Here is a 19,567-nt window from a genome sequence, read left to right as displayed (position 1 = left end):
CTGTGGAATCTCAACAGGTCGTCCTCCGGGAGACGGAGGCGGCTGATGGGTGGTTTGGCTTGCAAACTACCGTGTGGGCGATGCCAGTTGTAGTGCTGAAGCCAGATTGGCAGGTTTTTGGCGCGCTGGTCTGAGGTGTCGTAGGAGCGAGCGTAAGCCCACTCGCGCAGCGCTGTCTGGATGAAGCGTTCGGCCTTGCCGTTTGTTTGGGGCCGATATGGTCTGGTGAAGATGTGCCTGAGGCCGAGCTTCCCGCACGCTCTGGCGAAGGCCTTGGCACGGTAGCAAGAGCCATTGTCGGTCATGATGCCGGTGACCTTCATACCGAGGCTGCGGTAGTAAGCGACGGCTTCCCTGAGGAAGGCGATGGCACTTTCCTTTTTCTGATCACGCCGGATCTGGGAGAAGGCCAGGCGCGATGCATCGTCGATCGCCACGTGGACGAACTCGTGGCCGGCGCCGCGGCTTTCACCCTTCTGACGATCGTGCGTGATGCGGTGGCCGGGTCTGACGAACCTGCCGAGCTTCTTGATGTCGATATGGATCAGCTCGCCGGGCTGCTCGCGCTCGTAGCGGCGCACCGGCTCGGCCGGCTCCAGATCGCGTGTCCGGCTTAATCCCAGGCGGCGGAGTATGCGGCTGACGGTGGCCCGTGACAGCCCAACCTCGGCTGCGATCTGCTTGCCGGTGTGGCGCTGCCGGCGCAACGCCTCGACGGCCTCGCACGTGGCCCGCGGGGTTTGGCTTGGCGATGAAAGGGGTCTGGAGGAACGATCACGCAATCCCTCGACACCTGCTGCGCGGAACCGCTCGACCCATTTGGCTACCGTTTTCGGTGTCGTGTTGAACTGGTCAGCCGCGGCAGCCTGGCTCAGTCCGTCCTCGACCACGCCTCGCACCATCGCCTCTCGACCTGTGGGCGTCAAAGGCGCATTCTTGTGGACGTTCATCTGGTCTCTCCGTGGAAACGTTGAAGCTTCGCAACCTCAGCTTCCTCGGTTCAGACCAGATGGACAACCTCCTGAGACACCAAAGCTAACCCACCCTACGATCCAGCACTTCACGCCTTCTGCGCGTCCATCACCTTGCGTACCGCGGGGCGGTCGGACATGCGCTTGAAATGATCCGCGACCTTCGGCGTCGCGTTGATGTCGACGCTGTCGCCTTCGAGCCAGAGCGACAGCGTGTGGAGATAGGGATCGCAGATCGTGTACTGCTCGCCCATCACCCACGGCCCTTTGAACATCTTCTGCTCGATCAGCGAGAAGCAGGCGCCCATGGTCTTCGGGATCATCTGCTTCATGTCGACGAACGAGCTCTCTTCCGTCGCCCAGCGCGCGCCGCGCATCTTGTGGGCATGCGCCACGTGCACGGTGGAGCAGAGATAGGAATTGAACGACTGCGCCTGCGCGAACGCAAAGGGATCGTCGAGCGGCGCGAGCCTGGCCTTGGGAAAGGTTTGCGCGATGTAGGCGAGCATCGCCGGCGTCTCGGTCAGCACGCCGCGATCGGTCACCAGCGCCGGCACGCGGGCCTTCGGGTTGATCGCGAGATAGTCCGGGCTGTTCTGCTGGTTGGCCTTGAAGTTCAGCCGTTCGGCCGTGTAGTCGGCCCCGGCCTCTTCCAGGGCGATATAGGTGGCGAGCGCGCAGGTGCCGGGGGCGTAGTAGAGCTTGAACATGTCGGACCTCGTGGGGGAAAGCCGGACGTTAACGGCCGCATGCAGCGCCGTCCATAGGGCTCTCTTCGCAGTTGCCCACGGCCGCCTCACCGTGCGAAGACGCCGCCAATCGGAGGGATTTTGTCATGACCGTACTCATCGCCGGTGGCGGCATCGGCGGGCTGACGCTTGCGCTCAGCCTGCACCAGATCGGCGTTCCCGCAAAAGTGTTCGAGAGCGTGGCCGAGCTGCGCCCGCTCGGCGTCGGCATCAACGTGCTGCCGCATGCCGTGCGCGAGCTGATCGAGCTCGGACTGATGGACAAGCTCGATGCCAGCGGCGTGCGCACCCGCGAGCTCGCCTACTTCTCCAAGCACGGCAAGCCGATCTGGAGCGAGCCGCGCGGATTGGAGGCCGGCTACAGATGGCCGCAATTCTCGATCCATCGCGGCATCCTGCAGCAACTCCTGCTCGACACCGCGATCGAACGGCTCGGCCGCGACAACATCCTCACCAGCCATCATCTGACCGGCTGGAGCGAGACCGCCGCTGGCGTGCGTGCCGACTTCATCGACAAGGCGACCGGCAAGGCCGCAGGCACTTACGAAGGCGCGATCCTGATCGCCGCCGACGGCATCCATTCCGCCGTGCGAGAAAAGCTCTACCCGCAGGAAGGACCGCCGATCTGGAACGGCCGCATCCTCTGGCGCGGCGTGACACCGGCCAAGGCCTTCCTCACCGGCCGCACCATGATCATGGCGGGCCATGAGATCCTGAAATTCGTCTGCTACCCCATCACCAAGCAGCCGGACGCGTCCGGCAACCATCAGATCAACTGGGTCGCCGAGCGCCACATGCCGCCGACCTATCAGTGGCGGCGCGAGGACTATAACCGCACCGCGCGACTGGAAGAGTTCTTGCCCTGGTTCGAGAGCTGGCAGTTCGACTGGCTCGACGTGCCCGGCCTGATCCGAAACTGCCCGCACGCCTACGAATATCCGCTGGTCGATCGCGATCCGGTGTCGCAATGGACATTTGGCCGCGTCACGCTGATGGGCGATGCCGCCCATCCGATGTATCCGATCGGATCGAACGGCGCCTCGCAGGCGATCCTCGATGCCCGCGTCATCACCCGCGAGATTTTGGCGCATGGGCCGACGCAGGCTGCGCTGCTTGCCTATGAAGCCGAGCGCCGGCCGGCGACCACCGACCTCGTCCTGCTCAACCGCAAGAACGGCCCCGAGCAGGTGATGCAGCTCGTCGAGGAGCGCGCGCCGGAGGGCTACGGCATCGTCACTGATGTGCTGTCGCAGCAGGAGCTGGAGGACATCGCCGCGAACTACAAGCGCGTTGCCGGCTTCCAGGTCGAGGCGCTGAACGCCAAGCCGCCGATCGTCAGCGCAGACGCGAAGCGCGCGGGTGTCTGAGGCTTCTGGAGAGGCACTGACGCCGGATGCGCGCACCACGGGATGACGCGAAAGCGCTGCAACGGCTATTGCCGGATGACGTGCTCAAGATCGTGATGCTTGGCCAGGATAAGGAAGATCGAGGCGGCGGCCTGCGCTTGGCTGTCTGCACACACTGATCGAGGCAGCGTGCCACCGCGGCCCCGAACTTGAAACAAAAAGTGAAAGACAACAGCGGGGATATTCCTAAAAGCTGACTTGATTACTTTCTTCTAATCTCTTCGCCACATTTGATTGATGAGTAAGCAGCGATGACTGATCAGCAATTGGCCCTGCAAGCGATAAGCGAAGCGCAACTCATATTGGAAGAATACCTTCAGCCCTGGCCCAAGGATAATGCGCATATCCTTGAGAAGTTGGTGGAAGTTCTCGAACGCCCCGCCTTGATCGTTGCTGTAAGTCGATTGCAGCAACACGGCAGTTGAGCGCGCCCATGAGCAAACCGCTTCCATCGTTTGCTTTGATCATTTGCACTGCTGCGCTCTCGTTGCTCGAAATGACGAGCGTGCATGCCAAGCAACAATGCCGCGCTGCAATGCCGCAAAATCCGCAAGGGGAGTGGTGGTCCTATCGTCTCATCGACGGACGAAAATGCTGGTACGTGGGCAAGCCCATGCTTTCGAAATCATTGCTGGAATGGCCTTCAGAGTCCCCCGAAACCGAATCTCGCGGAGACGCTGCAGGCGCGGTCATAGCGCCTAGCAAACCCGGCAATCCATTGGATGCACAAGCGCTGGCACTGAGGGACTTTGACACCTTTGAAGCACGATGGCGTGCCAGGATCTCCAGTCCGCAAGGCCCGCGACCGACCGATACTCGCGACCAAGCGCCAGCGGATCAGTAACTTCTCGCTCCAAGAGCCGATAGCGCGCGAGCCGCACTTCGTGCTCTCTGAATTGCTGCTCGGTCATTCGTCTCGCCGCTGCGCGGCAGGCCCACCTCAAAGGAAAATGGAGTGTGTGGCGAGACCTACAGCACCACCCTCGCCGCCTCGAGCAGCCGCTCGCTTGCGGTTGCCGTCGCGAGCACGGTGCCGTCCTCGGCCATCAGCTTGGCCTCGACGAAGGCGATGGTCTTGCCGAGCTGCGTCACCGTCGCCTCGCCGATGATCGTCCCGGGCTTGGCCGGGCTGAGGAAGTTCACGGTCATGCTGATGGTGGTGGTGTACAGCCGGCCCTCGCTCATCACGAGCACCGCCGGGCCCATGGTGTCGTCGAGCATGGCCGAGAGCATGCCGCCCTGGATGAAGCCGGCAGGATTGCAGAACTCAGGTCTGCCCTCGAAGGCAAGCCTGATCCAGCCGTCTTGCGGACGAGCATCGAGCAGACGCCAACCCAACAGGTTGGCGCAGGGCGGTCTGGGAAAATTATCGAGCGCGGTCTTGACCATGCGAAGCCTCCGGTGCCGCTCGCTGGTAACGCAGGCCTGCTGACAGCCTGGTGTCAGCAGGATAGCTAGCCGTCCAATGCGTGCGCGATCACCTTGCGCATGACGTTGGGCAGCGCTTCGTCGGCGAGGGTGGCGACCGGCACCCAGCGCATGCCGTCTGGCGCGCGCGTGCCGGCCTCGACCCGGGCGGTGTAGACCACGAGCTCCAGCGGAAAATGCGTGAAGACGTGGGTGACGACGCCCAGCTTGCGCTGCCAGCGCGAAAGCCCCTTCAGCGCCGGCGCCTGCAATTTCGCCAGCTTGTCGTCCTGGCCGGCGCGCCAATCCGAACCCGGCACCTCGGTCATCCCGCCGAGCAATCCCTTCTCCGGCCGGGTGCGAACGAGGAGCTCGTCACCGCGCGTGACGACGAAGGCGGCGCCCTGCCGCAGCGTCCCGCTTTTCTTCGGCGCCTTGCGCGGGAATGTGTCCTGCGTGCCTTGCGTGCGCGCCACGCAGTCGTCGGTGAACGGACATAACGAGCAGGCCGGCTTCTTCGGCGTGCAGATCGAAGCGCCGAGATCCATCAGCGCCTGCGCGCTGTCGCCGGCGCGAGACTTCTCGTCGCCGGCGCGGGAGTCGGCGAGCAACATCGCCGCCAATTGCTGGATCTTTGGCTTTGCCTGCGGGAGCTCTTCTTCAACTGCAAAGAGCCGCGACACCACCCGCTCGATATTGCCGTCGACCGGCATGGTGCGGCGATCGAAGGCGATCGCGGCAATCGCGGCCGCCGTGTAGGGCCCGATCCCCGGCAGCGCGCGCAGGCCGTCCTCGGTGTCGGGAAACACGCCGCCATGCTCGCGCGCCACCGCGACCGCGCAGGCGTAGAGATTGCGTGCGCGCGAATAATAGCCGAGCCCCGCCCACATCCGCAGCACGTCGTCGAGCGAAGCCCGCCCGAGCGCCGTGACGTCCGGCCAGCGCACGACGAATTTTTCGAAATAGGGCCCGACGGCCTTCACCGTGGTCTGCTGCAGCATGATCTCCGACAGCCAGACGCGATAGGGATCCGCCGTCTCGCCGGGCGCCGCGCGCCAAGGGAGCCTGCGGCGGTGGCGGTCGTACCAGGCGAGCAGCGCCAGCGGGCGCGCCAAACGTTTCGGTTCAACCGGTTCCGACTTCGCCTTCAGGGCAACTTTGGGGCTCATGCTGTCACTGTAACCGGCCCGCGCCGATCTCTCCACGTCATGCCCGCGCTTGTCGCGGGCATCCACGTCTTTCTTCGCGAAGCCTGTGGCGTGCGCTCCGGAGTGCTATAAGGCCCCCATGTCCAAGCCCGGCCCCATCAGCGCAAAGCCGCTCTCGATCCTCCTCAACGACGTCTTTGCCGAGGCCTATGCCAAGCAGGGCTTTGCCGCGCGCGAGCTGGTGACGCGCTGGGCGCAGATTGCCGGGCCGGAGATCGCGGCCCATGCCGAGCCGCTCAAGATGCAATGGCCGCGGCCCGTTGAGGGCCAGCCGCAGGAGCCGGCGACGCTGGTGCTGCGGGTCGAGGGACCGATGGCGCTGGAAATCCAACACTCCGCCGACGTCATCCTGGAACGGGTCAACCGCTTCTTCGGCTGGAGCGCGGTCGGCAAGCTCGCCTTCCGCCAGGCTCCCCTGTCGCGGGCCCGGCGCCCGGTGCGGCCCGGCCCGCCGGACCCGAAAGCCGTGGCCAAGGTGGCGGAAAGCCTCGCCGACATCGAAGATGAACAATTGAAGACAGCGCTGGCGCGCCTGGGGGCCGCAATCAAGCGAAATTGAGCCTTATTGCGCGTGCAATCTGGACCCGTCCTTGCGGCTCGCCATTGCCTCAAACGACGTTTCAAGCTAGCGACAGGCCGCCTGAGATAAGGAACCTCGGGCGAGACCACGCCAATCCGGGAGCCGACCTTGATCATCACCCGCCGCGCCTTCACCACGATGCTGTCGCTGACCGGGCTTGCCGCGCTCGCCGGGCTCTCGCCGCTGCGGTTCATCTCCGAGGCCATGATCCCTGAAGCAATGGCGCAGACCGCCGCCGATGTGGCCAAGCCAGTGTCGCTGCCCGACATGGCGCTGGGCCCGGCGGACGCCGCCGTCACCATCACCGAATTCGCCTCGATGACCTGCCCGCACTGCGCCGCCTTCAACGAGCAGGTGTTTCCGAAGATCAAGAAGGAATACATCGACACCGGCAAGGTTCGTTACATCTTCCGCGAGTTCCCGCTCGACATCAAAGCCGCCGCCGGCTCGATGCTGTCGCGCTGCATCGCCAACGGCGACGCGTCGAAATATTTCGCGGTGACCGACATGCTGTTCCGCCAGCAGAGCGACTGGGTGATGAAGAACACCACGGAGACTTTGGCCCGGATCGGCAAGCAGGCTGGCCTCACCCAGCAGCAGGTCGAGGCCTGCCTGAAGGACCAGGCGTTGCTCGACAAGATCGCCGCCGACCAGAAGTATGCGAGCGATGTGCTGAAGGTCGATTCCACGCCGACGTTCTTCATCAACGGTGAGAAGATCAAGGGCGAAGCCTCGTTCGAGGAATTCGCGAAGAAGATCAACTCGCTGCTCAAGAGCTGATTTGAAAGCTGATTCGCGCGCGCGAAGCCTGATTCGCGCGCCGCTAGCCGTATCATTCCCGTCACAAATCCCTTGGGAAAAGCGGGTTTCGCAGGTTGCCCTCGCGACGCGGCACGGCCATTGTCCAGCCGCATGAGCCGCCTTGAGCGACTCGTTCAGACAGCGACATTGCCTTCTATGGTATTGTCCCGGCAGGGAGATTCGCACCCTGTCAACAGAGATGCGTGTTTATGAAGATCACCCGCCTGCGCCTTCATGGTTTCAAGTCCTTCGTTGAGCCCACCGACTTCGTGATCGAGGCCGGCCTGACCGGCGTGGTCGGACCCAACGGCTGCGGCAAGTCGAACCTCGTCGAAGCGCTGCGCTGGGCGATGGGCGAGACCTCGCACAAATCGCTGCGCGCCGCCGACATGGACGCGGTGATCTTCGCAGGCTCCGGCAACCGCCCGGCGCGCAACCACGCCGAAGTGACGATGACGATCGACAATGCCGATCGCACCGCACCGGCGGCGATGAACGACAGCCAGCTTCTGGAAATCTCCCGCCGCATCGAGCGCGAGGCGGGTTCGGTCTATCGCATCAACGGCCGCGACGTGCGCGCCCGCGACGTGCAGATCCTGTTTGCAGACGCCGCCACCGGCGCGCGCTCGCCCGCCCTCGTCCACCAGGGCAAGATCGGCGAGATCATCCAGGCCAAGCCCGAGCAGCGCCGCCGCGTGCTGGAAGACGCCGCCGGCGTCGCCGGCCTGCACGCCCGCCGCCACGAGGCCGAGCTGCGGCTGAAGGCGGCCGAAACCAACCTCACCCGCGTCGAGGACGTGATCGGCCAGCTCTCCGGCCAGATGGAAGGCCTGAAGAAGCAGGCCCGCCAGGCCGTGCGCTATCGCGAGGTCGCCGCGAAGGTCCGCAAGTCCGAGGCCACGCTGTTCCATCTGCGCTGGATCGGCGCCCATGCCGAGGTCAACGATTCCGGCCATACCCATGATCTCGCGGTCCGCGAGATGGCGGAGCGCACCCAGCACCAGGCGGAAGCCGCCCGCATCCAGGCGATCCGCGCAGCCGAGATGCCGGCGCTGCGCGACGCGGAAGCGCGCGCCGCAGCCGGGCTGCAGCGGCTGACCAATGCCCGCGAACTGCTCGACCGCGAGGAAGAGCGGGCCAAGGAGCGCGTCGCCGAGCTCGAGCGGCGCCTCGCGCAATTCGAAGGCGACATCTCCCGTGCCCAGCAGCAGACCATGGACGCCGACGTCGCGCTGCAGCGGCTCGACGCCGAAGACGCCGAGCTGAAGGAAGAGATCAAATCGCGGGTCGAGAAGCGCTCCGGCGTCGACGAGCGCGTCTCCGAAGCCGAGGCGACGCTCGCCGAAGTCGAGCAGCGCTTCTCCGAGCTCACCACCTCGCTCGCCGACCTCACCGCCAAGCGCAACCAGCTCGAGGCCAATGTCCGCACGCACCGCGACAAGCTCGCCCGGCTCGACCAGGAGATCGCGAATGTCGCGGCGGAAGAGCAGAAGCTCGCGGCGGAGACCGGCGGGTTCGGCGATCTCGACGAGCTGACCGCGGCGGTCGAGAACGCGGAACAGACGCTTGCGGCTTCCGAAGCCGCGGCGCAGGCGAGCGAAGCTTCACACGTCGCGGCGCGCCAGACGCTGGAATCCTCGCGCTCGCCGCTGAATGAGGCCGACAAGCGCGTGCAACGGCTTGAGACCGAGGCGCGCACGATCTCCAAGATCGTCAACGGCGAGACCAAGAATCTGTGGCCGCCGATCATCGACGGCATCACCGTCGACAAGGGCTTTGAAAAGGCGATCGGCGCCGCGCTCGGCGACGATCTCGATGCGCCGGTCGATCCGTCGGCGCCGATGCGCTGGACCAATGCCGGCGTCACCGAAGGCGATCCGGCGCTGCCCGACGGCGTCGTTCCGCTCGCCGACCACGTGCAGGCGCCGGCCGAGCTGGCGCGCCGTCTGGCGCAGATCGGCGTGGTGCCGCGCGAGCGCGGCGCCGAGCTGGTCTCGCAGCTCAAGACCGGCCAGCGGCTGGTCTCGCCCGAAGGCGACGTCTGGCGCTGGGACGGCTTTGTCGCAGCAGCTCACGCGCCGACCGGGGCCGCGCGGCGTCTCGCCGAGCGCGCGCGTCTCGTCGACATCGAGAACGAGCTCGAGCAGGCCCGCATCGACGCCCAGATCAAACGTCAGGCGCTGGAAAATGCCGAGGCCGAACTGCAGATGGCCGCCAGCACCGAAGGTGCTTCGCGCGAAGCCTGGCGCGCCGCGCAGCGCGAGCTGAACGCCGCACGCGAGCGCCATGCCACGGCCGAGCGCGAGATCAGCCGTCACGCCGCGCGCAAGGCGACGCTGTCGGAAGCACACAGCCGTCTCGCCGCCGACCGCGCCGAGGCCGAGGCTGCGCATGAATATGCCGCTGCCGCGATCACCGAGCTGCCGTCGAGCGAGGACACCGAGACCCAGCTCGCCGCGGTCCGCAGCGACATCGAAGGCCATCGCCGCATGGCGGCCCAGGTCCGCGCCGAGGCGCAGGCGCTGGCGCGCGAAGCCGAGCTCGCCGACCGCCGCGTGCAGGCGATCCTCGCCGAGCGCACCGAGTGGCAGAACCGCAAGGAGGGCGCGGCCTCCCACATCGACACCATCCAGGCCCGCATCACCGAGGTCTCGATCGAGCGCAGCGATCTCGAAAACGCGCCGGCCGTGTTCGCCGAGAAGCGCAGCGCGCTGATCACCGAAATCGAATACGCCGAGAGTGATCGTCGCATCGCCGCCGACGCGCTCGCCACTGCGGAAACCGCGATGGCGGAGACCGATCGTGTCGCGAAATTGACGCTCGAGGCGCTGTCGAGCTCGCGTGAGGCGACCGCGCGCGCCGAGGAGCGCATGGAAGGCGCGCGGCGCCGGCTCGAGGACATCGAGCGCGAAATCCGCGACATGCTCGAGGTCGAGCCGCAGGCGGTCGCGGGCCTTGCCGAGATCGAGCCCGGCGCCGAACTGCCGCCGCTGCACGAGATCGAGGAGGATCTCGAAAAGATGCGCCGCGACCGCGAGCGCCTGGGTGCGGTCAACCTGCGCGCCGAGGAAGAGCTGCGCGAAGTCGAGGGCCAGCACACCGGCCTCGTCACCGAGCGCGACGACCTCGTCGAAGCCATCAAACGTCTCCGCCAGGGCATCCAGAGCCTCAACAAGGAAGCGCGCGAGCGGCTCCTGACCTCGTTCGAGGTCGTCAACAACCACTTCAAGCGCCTCTTCGTCGAGCTGTTCGGCGGCGGCGAGGCGGCGCTGCACCTGATCGAGAGCGACGACCCGCTGGAGGCCGGCCTCGAGATCATCGCAAAGCCGCCGGGCAAGAAGCCGCAGACGCTGTCGCTGCTCTCGGGCGGCGAGCAGGCGCTGACCGCCATGGCGCTGATCTTCGCCGTGTTCCTCACCAACCCCTCGCCGATCTGCGTGCTGGACGAAGTCGACGCACCGCTCGACGACCACAACGTCGAGCGCTACTGCAACCTCCTGCACGAGATGACCGGCTCGACCGACACGCGCTTCATCATCATCACGCACAATCCGATCACGATGGCGCGGATGAACCGGCTGTTCGGCGTCACCATGGCCGAGCGCGGCGTCTCGCAGCTCGTGTCTGTGAGCCTGCAAGAGGCGGTGGAGATCCTCGACCAGAACGTGGCGTGAGGATTTTGACGGTCATTCCGGGCCCGCGCGAAGCGCGGCCCGATGACAGGCTCCGCGAGAACTATGGTGCGCAATTGCGCGCCTGAGAATCTCGCGCCACACGGATTGACGTCATCATCCGCGAGGGCGGATGATCCAGTACGCCGCGGCTCCTCGATCGACGTCCGCTCTCTCGGAGTACTGGATGCCCCGCCTGCGCGGGGCGTGACGATGGAAGATGATTTCACCGACGCTTCCCCCCGAACTCAAGGCCGCGCTCGACGGCAAGCTCCAGGGCTTTTCCCGCACCGATGCGGCGCGGAGGTCGTCGCAGATCTCCAGCACCTATCGCGCCGGCGGCGGCTCGGGCACGATCAAGTCCGAAGCGGATGCGCTCGCCTATGCCCTGGCGCGGATGCCGGCCACCTATGCCGCGGTTGCGGCGAGCCTGAACGCGCTGACCGAGATCGCGCCGGACTTGGCTCCGGAAACCCTGCTCGACGTTGGCGCAGGCCCGGGCACCGCGAGCTGGGCCGCCGCGGAGGCCTTTCCATCACTGCAAGCCTTCACCCTGCTCGATGCCAACGCGACGCTGAGCCGGCTCGCGCTCGAGCTCGCCCGCGACAGCGTACGACTGGCGGATTGCCGCTATCTGCCCGGCGATGCCGGCACCAACCTCGCCGAGGTCTCATCCGCCGACATCGTGATTGCGAGCTACATCGTGGGCGAGCTCGGTGAGAGCGACCAGCGCGCGCTCACCGAGGCGATGTGGGCGAAAGCGCGCCATGCGCTGATCGTGATCGAGCCCGGCACGCCGGCGGGCTATGCGCGCATCCTCGCGTTGCGCCAGCAGCTGATCGCGGCCGGCGGCTCTGTCGCGGCCCCCTGCCCGCACGACAAGCCGTGTCCACTGACAGCGCCCGACTGGTGCCATTTCTCCCAGCGTCTGCCGCGCTCCCAGGCGCACCGGCAGATCAAGGGCGCCGAGGTGCCGTTCGAGGACGAGCGGTTCATCTACGTCGCCCTGACCCGCACACCGCCCGTGGCGCGCGCCTCGCGCATACTGGCGCCGCCTGATGTCGGCAAGGCCGAGATCACGGCAAAGCTCTGCACCGAGGGCGGTGTCGCACTGACAAAGGTCTCGCGGCGCGACAAGGCCGCCTATGCGGACGCCCGGCGCTGGCGCTGGGGCGACGCCGTCATGTCCGAAAGTTAACCCCGTTCGGCGCTTTTGCCTTGAACTCGGATGGGTCCACATCCGACCAAGTCTTACCTCCCTTTGCCTCCCTTGCGCGCCGGCCTGCCGTCCGGCGCCATTTTGGTTTACCCTGCCCGCCTTTAATCCCCTTCAGGAGTTCTCCATGTCGACCGGCTGGATCGTTCTCGGCGTTATCGTCGTCCTCGTGCTGTTCGCCTTCGGCGCCTACAACCGGCTGGTGGCGCTGAGCCAGCGCGTCAGCCAGGCCTTTGCCGACATCGACGTGCAGCTCAAGCAGCGCCACGATTTGATCCCGAATCTGGTCGAGACGGTGAAGGGCTACGCCGCGCATGAGCGCGGTACGCTCGACGACGTCATCAAGGCGCGCAACTCGGCGATGTCGGCGCAGGGCTCGGCGCAAGTCTCCGCGGCCGAGAACCAGCTCTCCGGCGCGCTCGGCCGGCTGATCGCGCTGTCGGAGGCCTATCCCGACCTCAAGGCCAATGCCAATTTCCAGCAGCTCGCCAGCGAGCTCTCCGACCTCGAGAACAAGATCGCGGCGAGCCGCCGCTTCTTCAACAATGCGGTCCAGGAATACAACACCGGCATCCAGCAGATGCCCGCCGCGCTGTTCGCCGGCATGTTCGGCTTCACGCGCAAGGATTTCTTCGATCTCGGCGCGAGCCGCACCGAGGTCGAGGCGACGCCGCAGGTGAAGTTCTGATTGGCGCGCGCGACTGGAGTTTTCTCACCTTCATCATTCCACATTGCGCAAGTGCGCAATGTGGGCGCGTCGAAGACGCGAACCCGGAATGACGACCGAGACACTAAGCTCCAGGTTCCGGGTTCGCGTCGTTCGCGTACCCTGGAATGACAGGAGCTAACGGAAACAGCCATGGCCGCGTATGGTCTCTACACGCATATCGCCTCGAACAAGTTTCGTTCGATGGTGCTGCTCGCCGGCCTGTTCATGCTGGTCTACGTGCTGGTCTATGCCGGCGCGCTGGTCGCTGAAGTCGTCATCAACAGTAACGAAACCGTCGCCTACTATCTGAGCCGCGCCTTCCACGATCTGATCGTCGCCTCGCCCGTCGCAACCATCGCGGTGGTCGTCTGGATCGTGATCGCCTATTTCTTCCACCAGTCGATGATCGATGCGGTGACTGGCGGCCACGACGTCACCCGGCAGGAGGAACCGCGGCTCTACAATCTCCTCGAAAATCTCTGCATCTCGCGCGGCATTACCATGCCGAAGCTGAAGATCATGGAGAGCCCGGCATTGAACGCATTCGCGACCGGCCTCAACCCGCGGCAATATGCGGTCACCGTCACCACGGGCCTCTTGAAAGCGCTGGACGATCGGGAGATCGAGGCCGTGCTGGGGCACGAGCTGACCCACATCAAGAACGGCGACGTGCAGCTCATGGTCGTCGCCGTCATCATCGCCGGCGTGGTCGGCTTCTTCGGCGAGTTGTTCTTCCGCCTGTTCACGAGCTTCAACTGGAGTTCCGGCTCGGGCGGCTCGTGGTCGTCGGGCTCGTCGTCCTCCTCGTCGCGCTCATCCTCCTCGAGCAGCGACAGCAAGAGCTCCGGCGGCGGCGCGGTGATCGTCATCATCATCGCGGTGGTGCTGATCGTGGTGGCATGGCTGATGTCGCAGGTGGTCAAGCTCGCACTGTCGCGCTCGCGCGAATTTCTTGCCGACGCCGGCTCGGTGGAGCTGACGAAAAATCCCGACGCCATGATCTCGGCGCTGCGCAAGATCGAGGGCCGCGGCGAATTGCCGGGCGCGACCTCGGCCGTGATGGAGCTCTGCGTCGACAATCCCCGCGAGGGGTTTGCCGACCTGTTCGCGACCCACCCCTCGGTCAAGTCCCGGGTCGACGCCCTGGTCAAGTTTGCCGGCGGCCATGATCCCGGCCCGCTGCCGACGCCCGCCGGCGAGGCCGAAGAGCCCGAGGCCCAAAACCCCGAGACCCAAGACCCCGAGACCCAAGCCGACCAGCAGGGCACCCCGCCGCCCGTCCCCACAGGCCCATGGAACGAACCCGGCCAGCCGGCCGATCGTGCCGGCCCCGCGCGGAGCCCCTCCGGAACCGTGCTCGGCAATCCGGCGGGGACTCCTATGGGTCCCTGGGGCCGTCATTGAGCGCGTGACTTGCTGCGGGAGCGTCGCGGGTTTCATGGCAATTGGGAAAAACCCCCGGGAATTGCCGCATTGGAGCGGCAAGGAATTGAATTCTCCCTTGTTTCTGCCATGTTCGCGCCCAACAGCAGACTTTGGAAAGTCGATTTGGGACCCGGCCGATCGCAACCAGCGATCGGCGGGCGCGCGTTAGGGGACAGCAATGGCAAAGCCGGCAGTGGTTGTGGTGGGCGCGGACAAGGGCGGGGTCGGCAAGACCACGGTATCGCGCACCTTGCTCGATTATTTTTCCGCCAACAACGTGCCGACGCGCGCGTTCGACACGGAGTCGCCGCGCGGAACGCTGAAGCGCTTCCACCCGGAGATTACCGAGATCGTCGACATGATGACGACGGCCGACCAGATGAAGATCTTCGACACGCTCAATGCGGCGAGCCCGTCGGTGACTGTGATCGACGTCCGCGCCGGCCTGCTCTCGCCGGCACTGGCCTCGCTGCGCGACATCGGCTTCCTGGACGCCGCCAAGGCCGGCCAGATCACCTTCGCCGTGTTCCACATCCTCGGCCCCTCGATCGCCTCGCTGGACGAGATCGCCGAGACCGCGGGCTTCATGACCGGCGCAAAATATTTCCTGGTCAAGAACTTCATCAACGACACCCAGTTCTTCCAGTGGGACCAGTCGACCTACAATTCCTACTTCCACCGCATCAAGGACGCGACCGAGCTGACCATCCCCAAGCTCAACGAAATGGCCTATGAGCAGGTCGAAGTTTCGTCCGTTCCGTTCCTGAAATTCGTCGCCAACAAGGGGATGAACGACGAGGCCGCGAACTATTCCTTCGTGCTGCGCGGCTATGTCCGGCACTGGCTGGCGAACGTCTGGAGCGAGTTCGACCGCATCCGGCTGACCGACATCGTCGGCTCCAAGCCCGCGGCCCGCAGCAGCGAAAAATAGTTGCGGGCGAGCTGCGGATGCGGCTGGATTGGGCGCCAGTCTAGCCTGATATAGCTGTCGATGTCCGCCACGCCCGTCTACATCATCTGCTCGCCCCGCCCGCAGGTCGGCAAGACGCTGTTGGCACGTCTGCTGACCGAATTCCTGCTGCTCAAGAACGGCGACGTCGCGGCCTTCGACGTCAATCTGAAGGAACCGTCGCTGCTCGACTATCTGCCGCGGGTCACCGAGACCGCCGACGTGGTCGACACCTACGGCAAGATGCAGCTCATGGACCGCGTCATCGTCGATGACGGCCTCGCCAAGGTGATCGACCTCGGCTTCCACGCCTTCGACGAGTTCTTCAAGATGACCGACGAGATCGGCCTGTTGAAGGAGGCCGCGCGCCGGCACGTCGCGCCCATGATCCTGTTCGTCGCCGACACCGACCGCGTCTCGGCCCGCGCGCACGACATGCTGCGCGGACAGATCCCGCGGATAAACCTGATCACGGTGGACAACGAATACGTCGTGCGCGGCGAGCTGCCGCCTGCGATGGAAGGCGGCCGGCTGTTCCGCCTGCCCGCCCTGCCCGGCTTCCTGAAGACCTATATCGACCGGCTGAACTTCTCCTTCACCGGCTATTTGCGCCAGGAGAAGGACACATCGACCGAGCTGCACCAGTGGATCCGGCGGAACTACCTCGCCTTCCGCGAGCTCGAGCTCAGCCTGATCCTGCAGCAGTCCTAGGATTATTTTACCCGGGCAATACTAGCCAACCGAACCGAGGTCGCTTAGTGCCCCTCGAACGTCATCAGGGTGCGGACCGGGACGTCCATGGCGCGCAGCTTGGCGGCGCCGCCGAGCTCGGGCAGGTCGATGATGAAGCAGGCGGCGATCACATTGGCGCCGATCTGCCGCAGCAGCTTCACCGCGCCCTCTGCGGTGCCGCCGGTGGCAATGAGATCGTCGACCAGGATCACGCGCTCGCCGGGCGCGACCGCATCGACATGCATCTCCATCTCGTCGATGCCGTACTCCAGCGAATAGGCGATGCGCACGGTGGTGTGCGGCAGCTTGCCTTTTTTCCGGATCGGCACGAAGCCGGCGGAAAGCTGGTGCGCTACCGCGCCGCCGAGGATGAAGCCGCGCGCCTCCATGCCGGCGACCTTGTCGATCTTGTTGCCGGCCCAGGGGTGCACGAGCTGGTCGACTGCGCGGCGGAAGGCGCGCGCGTCGGCGAGCAGCGTGGTGATGTCGCGGAACATGATCCCGGGCTTGGGATAGTCGGGGATCGTGCGGACGCTGGCCTTCAGATCGTGGTCAAAAGTCATTGATGTCTCGCTTTAGGCTTTATTCTGTCATTGCGAGCGAAGCGAAGCAATCCAGACCTTCCCCGCTGAGACAGGCTGGATTGCCTCGTTGCTCCGCTCCTCGCAATGACGGCACTCAATTCGTCCCCGCATCCAGCCGGAATGCGTTCTCGACGATGCGCAAGCCCACCTCGCCGCCCAGCGACATCAGCGATTCCGGGTGGAATTGCACGCCGGCGACCGGCAGCGTCTTGTGCTCCAGCGCCATGGCGACGCCGTCCTCGGTGCTCGCGGTCACGTTCAGGACGTCCGGCATGCTGTCGCGCTCGACAAAGAGCGAATGATAGCGGCCGATGACGATCTCGTTCGGCAGATTGCGCATCAACCTGCCGCCGCGCACCTGCACCCGCGAGGGCCGGCCATGGGCGGGATGCGCCAGTTGCCCGAGCTCCCCGCCAAAATATTCGCCAATCGCCTGCACGCCGAGGCAGACGCCGAACACCGGCAGCTTCTTCTCCAGCGCCGCGTCGATCGTCTTCTTGATCCCGAAATCCTCGGGCCGTCCCGGTCCCGGCGACAGCACCAGCAGATCCCATTTCTTCTGCTTGAGCATGTCGAGCGCGTGCACATAGCGCACGACGGTGACGCTGGCGCCGACCTGGCGGAAATAGTCGGCGAGCATGTGCACGAAACTGTCGTCATGGTCGATCAGCAGAACCTGCTTGCCCGAGCCGGTCGCGTCGGGCGCGAAGCTCGACAGCGGCTTTGGCGGATCACCGCGCAGCGCCTGGAACAGCGCCGCCGCCTTGACCTGGCATTCGCGATCCTCCGCGGCCGGATCGGAGTCGAACAGGCAGGTGGCGCCGACGCGCACCTCGGCGAGGCCATCCTTCATGCGGATGGTGCGGATGGTGAGGCCGGTGTTGATGCTGCCGTCGAAATTCACCGCGCCGATCGCGCCGGCATACCAGCGCCGCGGCGAGCGCTCGTGATCCTCGACGAACTGCATGGCCCAGAGCTTTGGCGCGCCGGTCACTGTCACGGCCCAGGCGTGGGTGAGGAACGCATCCAGCGCATCGAAGCCGGGGCGCAGCATGCCCTCGACATGATCGACGGTGTGGAACAGCTTTGAATAGGTCTCGATCTGGCGGCGCGCCAACACCTTGATCGTGCCGGGGACGCAGACGCGCGCCTTGTCGTTGCGGTCGACGTCGGTGCACATGTTGAGCTCGAACTCGTCCTTTTCCGAGTTCAGGAGCTGGCGGATCTGCTCGGCGTCGCCGATCGCATCGATGCCGCGCGCGATCGTGCCCGAGATCGGGCAGGTCTCGACGCGGCGCCCGTCGGAGCGCACGAACATTTCCGGCGAGGCCGACACCAGGAATTCGCCGTCGCCGAGATTCATCAGCGCGCCGTAGGGCGACGGGTTGATGACGCAGAGGCGCTGGAAGACTTCGGCCGGCGAACGCTCGCAGGGCTCGGCGAAGAGCTGTCCCGGCACCGCCTCGAACAGATCGCCGCGCGCAAAGGCCGCGCGCGCGGTCTCGACCGTCGCCTGATATTCGCCGGGCGCATGATCGGCGAAGCCCTGGCGCGGCGTCTTCAGGTAGGGGCTCTCGGCCGTCTTGCGCGGCAGGCCTTCGGTGGACTTGCCCTTCCACGCGAAATCATAGGTCAGGACGACGCCGCGGCCGGTGGCGCGGTCATAGGCGAGCAGGCGATCCGGAATATAGAGCACGATGTCGCGCTGGTCCTGCTCGCGCGCGCGCTTCTGCACGAGGTCCTCGATCTGGAAGACCAGGTCGTAGGCGAAGGCGCCGAACAGGCCGAGCAGGCCATCTTCATTGGCGGAGAAGGCAGCGATGAGATCCCGCACCAGCGACATCACGCTGGCACGCCGCGTGCGCTGGTCTTCCTCGACCGGCGCATCGCCGCGGATGATGTGGCCGGACAGGCGCGAAGCGCTTTTCTCGGAGATCACCACGCAGGGTTCGCGCAGGACGTCGCCGAGGAAGGCGATCAGCACCTGCCCGCGCGCATTCAGCGCCTCCAGCGTGAAGTTGAAGCCGACCGTCTCGAGCTTGAGCGGCGGGTCGGAGAAGCCGAGGTCAAAGCTCTCGTAGCGGCCCGGCACGGTCGTGCCCGAGGACAGCACGACGCCACGGCGGCGGTCGAGCAGGTTGATGAGATCGTCGAGCTTGCTCGCGCCGCCGGTGAACTGCTCCGCCACGCGCGTGACCGCGAGACCGGCACGGGTCGCGTATTCGCTTCTGGCCGGGAGGGCAAAGACTGTCCTGTTCATGTGATCCTCTTGGGCTCCTCTTACGAGACTTGCCGGGGGAACGCCACACAGGACAAACGATCAGGCCGCCGCACTGCGTTGGCGACCTTCGACGATTTTGGGAAAAGAAATCGCACCGGCCACCTCTTAGGAGGTGCGCCACCAACGACGGGATGGGCGGACGGCGATGCTCATGGGGGAACTAACATCATGGTGCGGGAGCGGCGTCAAGGGCCGGAGGGCCGGACCATTTCGGACTGAAGCGCCCAAAAGCCGCCCGTTGCTACTGTTCTTCGGGCTGAGGCACCCAGCCGAATTTGCGCTTCTTCCGATCCCATTTCAGGACAGAACTCCCGTCACATTCCATGCACTCCCAGGCGACGATGCTGCCGCCCTGCCCTTTCTGAAGCGCGCCGAACTGACGGTTTGTCCGCACGGCATCGACAAAGCGGATCCTGGGCGTCCCGCCGGCGGGTTGATCGAGGATCAGGAAGAACCTGCCTTTTGGACCGGCGCATTCCTGAAAGACGCCGACCACGGCAACTTGCAGCGTGGCCGTGCCGTCGAAACGGCCTTCGATCGCAAACGACATCCCGGCCGCCTTCATCACATCGGCACTGCCCTCGAACAGCAGTTCCTTCGGGATCAGGTCCTTGCGAAATTCAGTGGCCTTGCACCAACTCTTTCGAATCTGGTTCGCGGGTATGCCGCGAACCTCGGTCGTGAACGGGTGAAAATCGGCGACGGCCCACCAGGCCTCTTTCTTGAGATCGCCGTCTAGCGTCACAAACGCTTGCTCTGCCGGCGCCTGAGCCGTCGTCAGCACAAGGGCCCCGCCGGCAGCGGCCATCGACCGAACGAGCAGGGCCGCGCACGCGGTGCGTGAAAGACGAGATCGACATGCCCTCCCGGTTCCTGGT

The 19,567-nt window shown here is 65.4% G+C and carries 18 protein-coding genes; 11 read left to right on the top strand and 7 right to left on the bottom strand.

Features of this window, described 5'->3' with window-relative positions; all coding sequences use genetic code 11:
• On the bottom strand, window positions 1–950 hold a 950-nt coding region (locus tag AXW67_RS14235), incomplete at its 3' end, for an IS481 family transposase (protein WP_082907694.1).
• A 110-nt stretch (window positions 951–1,060) separates the two neighbouring features.
• Window positions 1,061–1,681: a glutathione S-transferase family protein gene (locus AXW67_RS14230; protein ID WP_063678387.1), complete on the bottom strand. Its 621-nt coding sequence runs from the start codon at window positions 1,679–1,681 to the stop codon at window positions 1,061–1,063.
• Between the two features lie 125 nt (window positions 1,682–1,806).
• On the opposite strand from AXW67_RS14230, the gene AXW67_RS14225 reads away from it, so the two are divergent.
• The 3 genes from AXW67_RS14225 (at window position 1,807) to AXW67_RS40455 (ending at window position 3,970) form a co-directional block, all read left to right on the top strand.
• Window positions 1,807–3,087, top strand: coding sequence for a flavin-dependent oxidoreductase (locus AXW67_RS14225; protein WP_063678386.1), 1,281 nt, complete (start codon window positions 1,807–1,809; stop codon window positions 3,085–3,087).
• 290 nt (window positions 3,088–3,377) lie between these two features.
• Window positions 3,378–3,551: a hypothetical protein gene (locus tag AXW67_RS43170; RefSeq protein WP_198024753.1), complete on the top strand. Its 174-nt coding sequence runs from the start codon at window positions 3,378–3,380 to the stop codon at window positions 3,549–3,551.
• Between the two features lie 8 nt (window positions 3,552–3,559).
• Window positions 3,560–3,970: a hypothetical protein gene (locus AXW67_RS40455; protein ID WP_245283983.1), complete on the top strand. Its 411-nt coding sequence runs from the start codon at window positions 3,560–3,562 to the stop codon at window positions 3,968–3,970.
• A gap of 125 nt (window positions 3,971–4,095) precedes the next feature.
• Here AXW67_RS40455 and AXW67_RS14215 read toward each other — a convergent pair whose 3' ends face one another.
• Both AXW67_RS14215 and mutY read right to left on the bottom strand, forming a co-directional pair.
• Window positions 4,096–4,515 carry a PaaI family thioesterase gene (locus AXW67_RS14215; protein ID WP_063678384.1) on the bottom strand — a complete coding sequence of 140 codons (420 nt, stop codon included), beginning with the start codon at window positions 4,513–4,515 and terminating at the stop codon, window positions 4,096–4,098.
• 65 nt (window positions 4,516–4,580) lie between these two features.
• Window positions 4,581–5,702, bottom strand: a complete 1,122-nt coding sequence (gene mutY, locus AXW67_RS14210; protein ID WP_063678391.1) for an A/G-specific adenine glycosylase — start codon at window positions 5,700–5,702, stop codon at window positions 4,581–4,583.
• A gap of 118 nt (window positions 5,703–5,820) precedes the next feature.
• Here mutY and AXW67_RS14205 point away from each other — a divergent pair, with 118 nt between their 5' ends.
• From AXW67_RS14205 to AXW67_RS14170, 8 genes are all read left to right on the top strand, one after another.
• Window positions 5,821–6,300 (top strand): DUF721 domain-containing protein, encoded by a 480-nt coding sequence (locus AXW67_RS14205; protein WP_063678383.1) that lies wholly within the window; start codon window positions 5,821–5,823, stop codon window positions 6,298–6,300.
• 129 nt (window positions 6,301–6,429) lie between these two features.
• A complete protein-coding gene (locus tag AXW67_RS14200; protein ID WP_027553820.1) occupies window positions 6,430–7,101 on the top strand; it encodes a DsbA family protein in 672 nt (223 codons plus the stop codon).
• Between the two features lie 230 nt (window positions 7,102–7,331).
• On the top strand, window positions 7,332–10,796 hold the full coding sequence (smc, locus tag AXW67_RS14195) for a chromosome segregation protein SMC (protein ID WP_063678382.1): 3,465 nt from the start codon (window positions 7,332–7,334) through the stop codon (window positions 10,794–10,796).
• A 217-nt stretch (window positions 10,797–11,013) separates the two neighbouring features.
• Window positions 11,014–11,991 carry a small ribosomal subunit Rsm22 family protein gene (locus tag AXW67_RS14190; protein WP_063678381.1) on the top strand — a complete coding sequence of 326 codons (978 nt, stop codon included), beginning with the start codon at window positions 11,014–11,016 and terminating at the stop codon, window positions 11,989–11,991.
• Between the two features lie 145 nt (window positions 11,992–12,136).
• Window positions 12,137–12,697 carry a LemA family protein gene (locus tag AXW67_RS14185; protein WP_063678380.1) on the top strand — a complete coding sequence of 187 codons (561 nt, stop codon included), beginning with the start codon at window positions 12,137–12,139 and terminating at the stop codon, window positions 12,695–12,697.
• Between the two features lie 171 nt (window positions 12,698–12,868).
• Complete coding sequence (locus AXW67_RS14180) at window positions 12,869–14,122, top strand: M48 family metallopeptidase (RefSeq protein WP_063678379.1); 1,254 nt, start codon at window positions 12,869–12,871, stop codon at window positions 14,120–14,122.
• A 199-nt stretch (window positions 14,123–14,321) separates the two neighbouring features.
• Complete coding sequence (locus AXW67_RS14175; RefSeq protein ID WP_027553825.1) at window positions 14,322–15,074, top strand: P-loop NTPase family protein; 753 nt, start codon at window positions 14,322–14,324, stop codon at window positions 15,072–15,074.
• Between the two features lie 60 nt (window positions 15,075–15,134).
• A complete protein-coding gene (locus AXW67_RS14170) occupies window positions 15,135–15,803 on the top strand; it encodes a hypothetical protein (protein WP_063678378.1) in 669 nt (222 codons plus the stop codon).
• Between the two features lie 44 nt (window positions 15,804–15,847).
• Here the strand turns inward: AXW67_RS14170 and AXW67_RS14165 are convergent, their stop codons facing one another.
• From AXW67_RS14165 to AXW67_RS14155, 3 genes are all read right to left on the bottom strand, one after another.
• The gene (locus AXW67_RS14165) at window positions 15,848–16,387 is read right to left on the bottom strand and encodes an adenine phosphoribosyltransferase (RefSeq protein ID WP_027553827.1); all 540 of its coding nucleotides are present in this window, start codon (window positions 16,385–16,387) and stop codon (window positions 15,848–15,850) included.
• A 115-nt stretch (window positions 16,388–16,502) separates the two neighbouring features.
• Entirely contained in the window at window positions 16,503–18,668 is a 2,166-nt protein-coding gene (locus tag AXW67_RS14160) for an anthranilate synthase component I (RefSeq protein ID WP_063678377.1), read from the bottom strand.
• A gap of 262 nt (window positions 18,669–18,930) precedes the next feature.
• Window positions 18,931–19,497 (bottom strand): hypothetical protein, encoded by a 567-nt coding sequence (locus tag AXW67_RS14155; protein ID WP_082907881.1) that lies wholly within the window; start codon window positions 19,495–19,497, stop codon window positions 18,931–18,933.
• Between the last annotated feature and the right edge of the window lie 70 nt (window positions 19,498–19,567).

The sequence above is a fragment of the Bradyrhizobium neotropicale genome, assembly GCF_001641695.1.
Lineage (GTDB): Bacteria > Pseudomonadota > Alphaproteobacteria > Rhizobiales > Xanthobacteraceae > Bradyrhizobium > Bradyrhizobium neotropicale.
This window is presented reverse-complemented; position numbering and strand designations above follow the sequence as displayed.

Excerpts from the sequence above, each read along its gene's own strand:
- AXW67_RS14165 (WP_027553827.1), bottom strand. The coding sequence starts at position 16,387 with ATGACTTTTGACCACGATCTGAAGGCCAGCGTCCGCACGATCCCCGAC.
- AXW67_RS14230 (WP_063678387.1), bottom strand. The coding sequence starts at position 1,681 with ATGTTCAAGCTCTACTACGCCCCCGGCACCTGCGCGCTCGCCACCTAT.
- AXW67_RS43170 (WP_198024753.1), top strand. The coding sequence starts at position 3,378 with ATGACTGATCAGCAATTGGCCCTGCAAGCGATAAGCGAAGCGCAACTC.
- AXW67_RS14215 (WP_063678384.1), bottom strand. The coding sequence starts at position 4,515 with ATGGTCAAGACCGCGCTCGATAATTTTCCCAGACCGCCCTGCGCCAAC.
- AXW67_RS40455 (WP_245283983.1), top strand. The coding sequence starts at position 3,560 with ATGAGCAAACCGCTTCCATCGTTTGCTTTGATCATTTGCACTGCTGCG.
- AXW67_RS14180 (WP_063678379.1), top strand. The coding sequence starts at position 12,869 with ATGGCCGCGTATGGTCTCTACACGCATATCGCCTCGAACAAGTTTCGT.
- AXW67_RS14175 (WP_027553825.1), top strand. The coding sequence starts at position 14,322 with ATGGCAAAGCCGGCAGTGGTTGTGGTGGGCGCGGACAAGGGCGGGGTC.
- AXW67_RS14160 (WP_063678377.1), bottom strand. The coding sequence starts at position 18,668 with ATGAACAGGACAGTCTTTGCCCTCCCGGCCAGAAGCGAATACGCGACC.
- AXW67_RS14190 (WP_063678381.1), top strand. The coding sequence starts at position 11,014 with ATGATTTCACCGACGCTTCCCCCCGAACTCAAGGCCGCGCTCGACGGC.
- AXW67_RS14185 (WP_063678380.1), top strand. The coding sequence starts at position 12,137 with ATGTCGACCGGCTGGATCGTTCTCGGCGTTATCGTCGTCCTCGTGCTG.
- mutY (WP_063678391.1), bottom strand. The coding sequence starts at position 5,702 with ATGAGCCCCAAAGTTGCCCTGAAGGCGAAGTCGGAACCGGTTGAACCG.
- AXW67_RS14155 (WP_082907881.1), bottom strand. The coding sequence starts at position 19,497 with ATGGCCGCTGCCGGCGGGGCCCTTGTGCTGACGACGGCTCAGGCGCCG.
- smc (WP_063678382.1), top strand. The coding sequence starts at position 7,332 with ATGAAGATCACCCGCCTGCGCCTTCATGGTTTCAAGTCCTTCGTTGAG.
- AXW67_RS14170 (WP_063678378.1), top strand. The coding sequence starts at position 15,135 with ATGTCCGCCACGCCCGTCTACATCATCTGCTCGCCCCGCCCGCAGGTC.
- AXW67_RS14205 (WP_063678383.1), top strand. The coding sequence starts at position 5,821 with ATGTCCAAGCCCGGCCCCATCAGCGCAAAGCCGCTCTCGATCCTCCTC.
- AXW67_RS14225 (WP_063678386.1), top strand. The coding sequence starts at position 1,807 with ATGACCGTACTCATCGCCGGTGGCGGCATCGGCGGGCTGACGCTTGCG.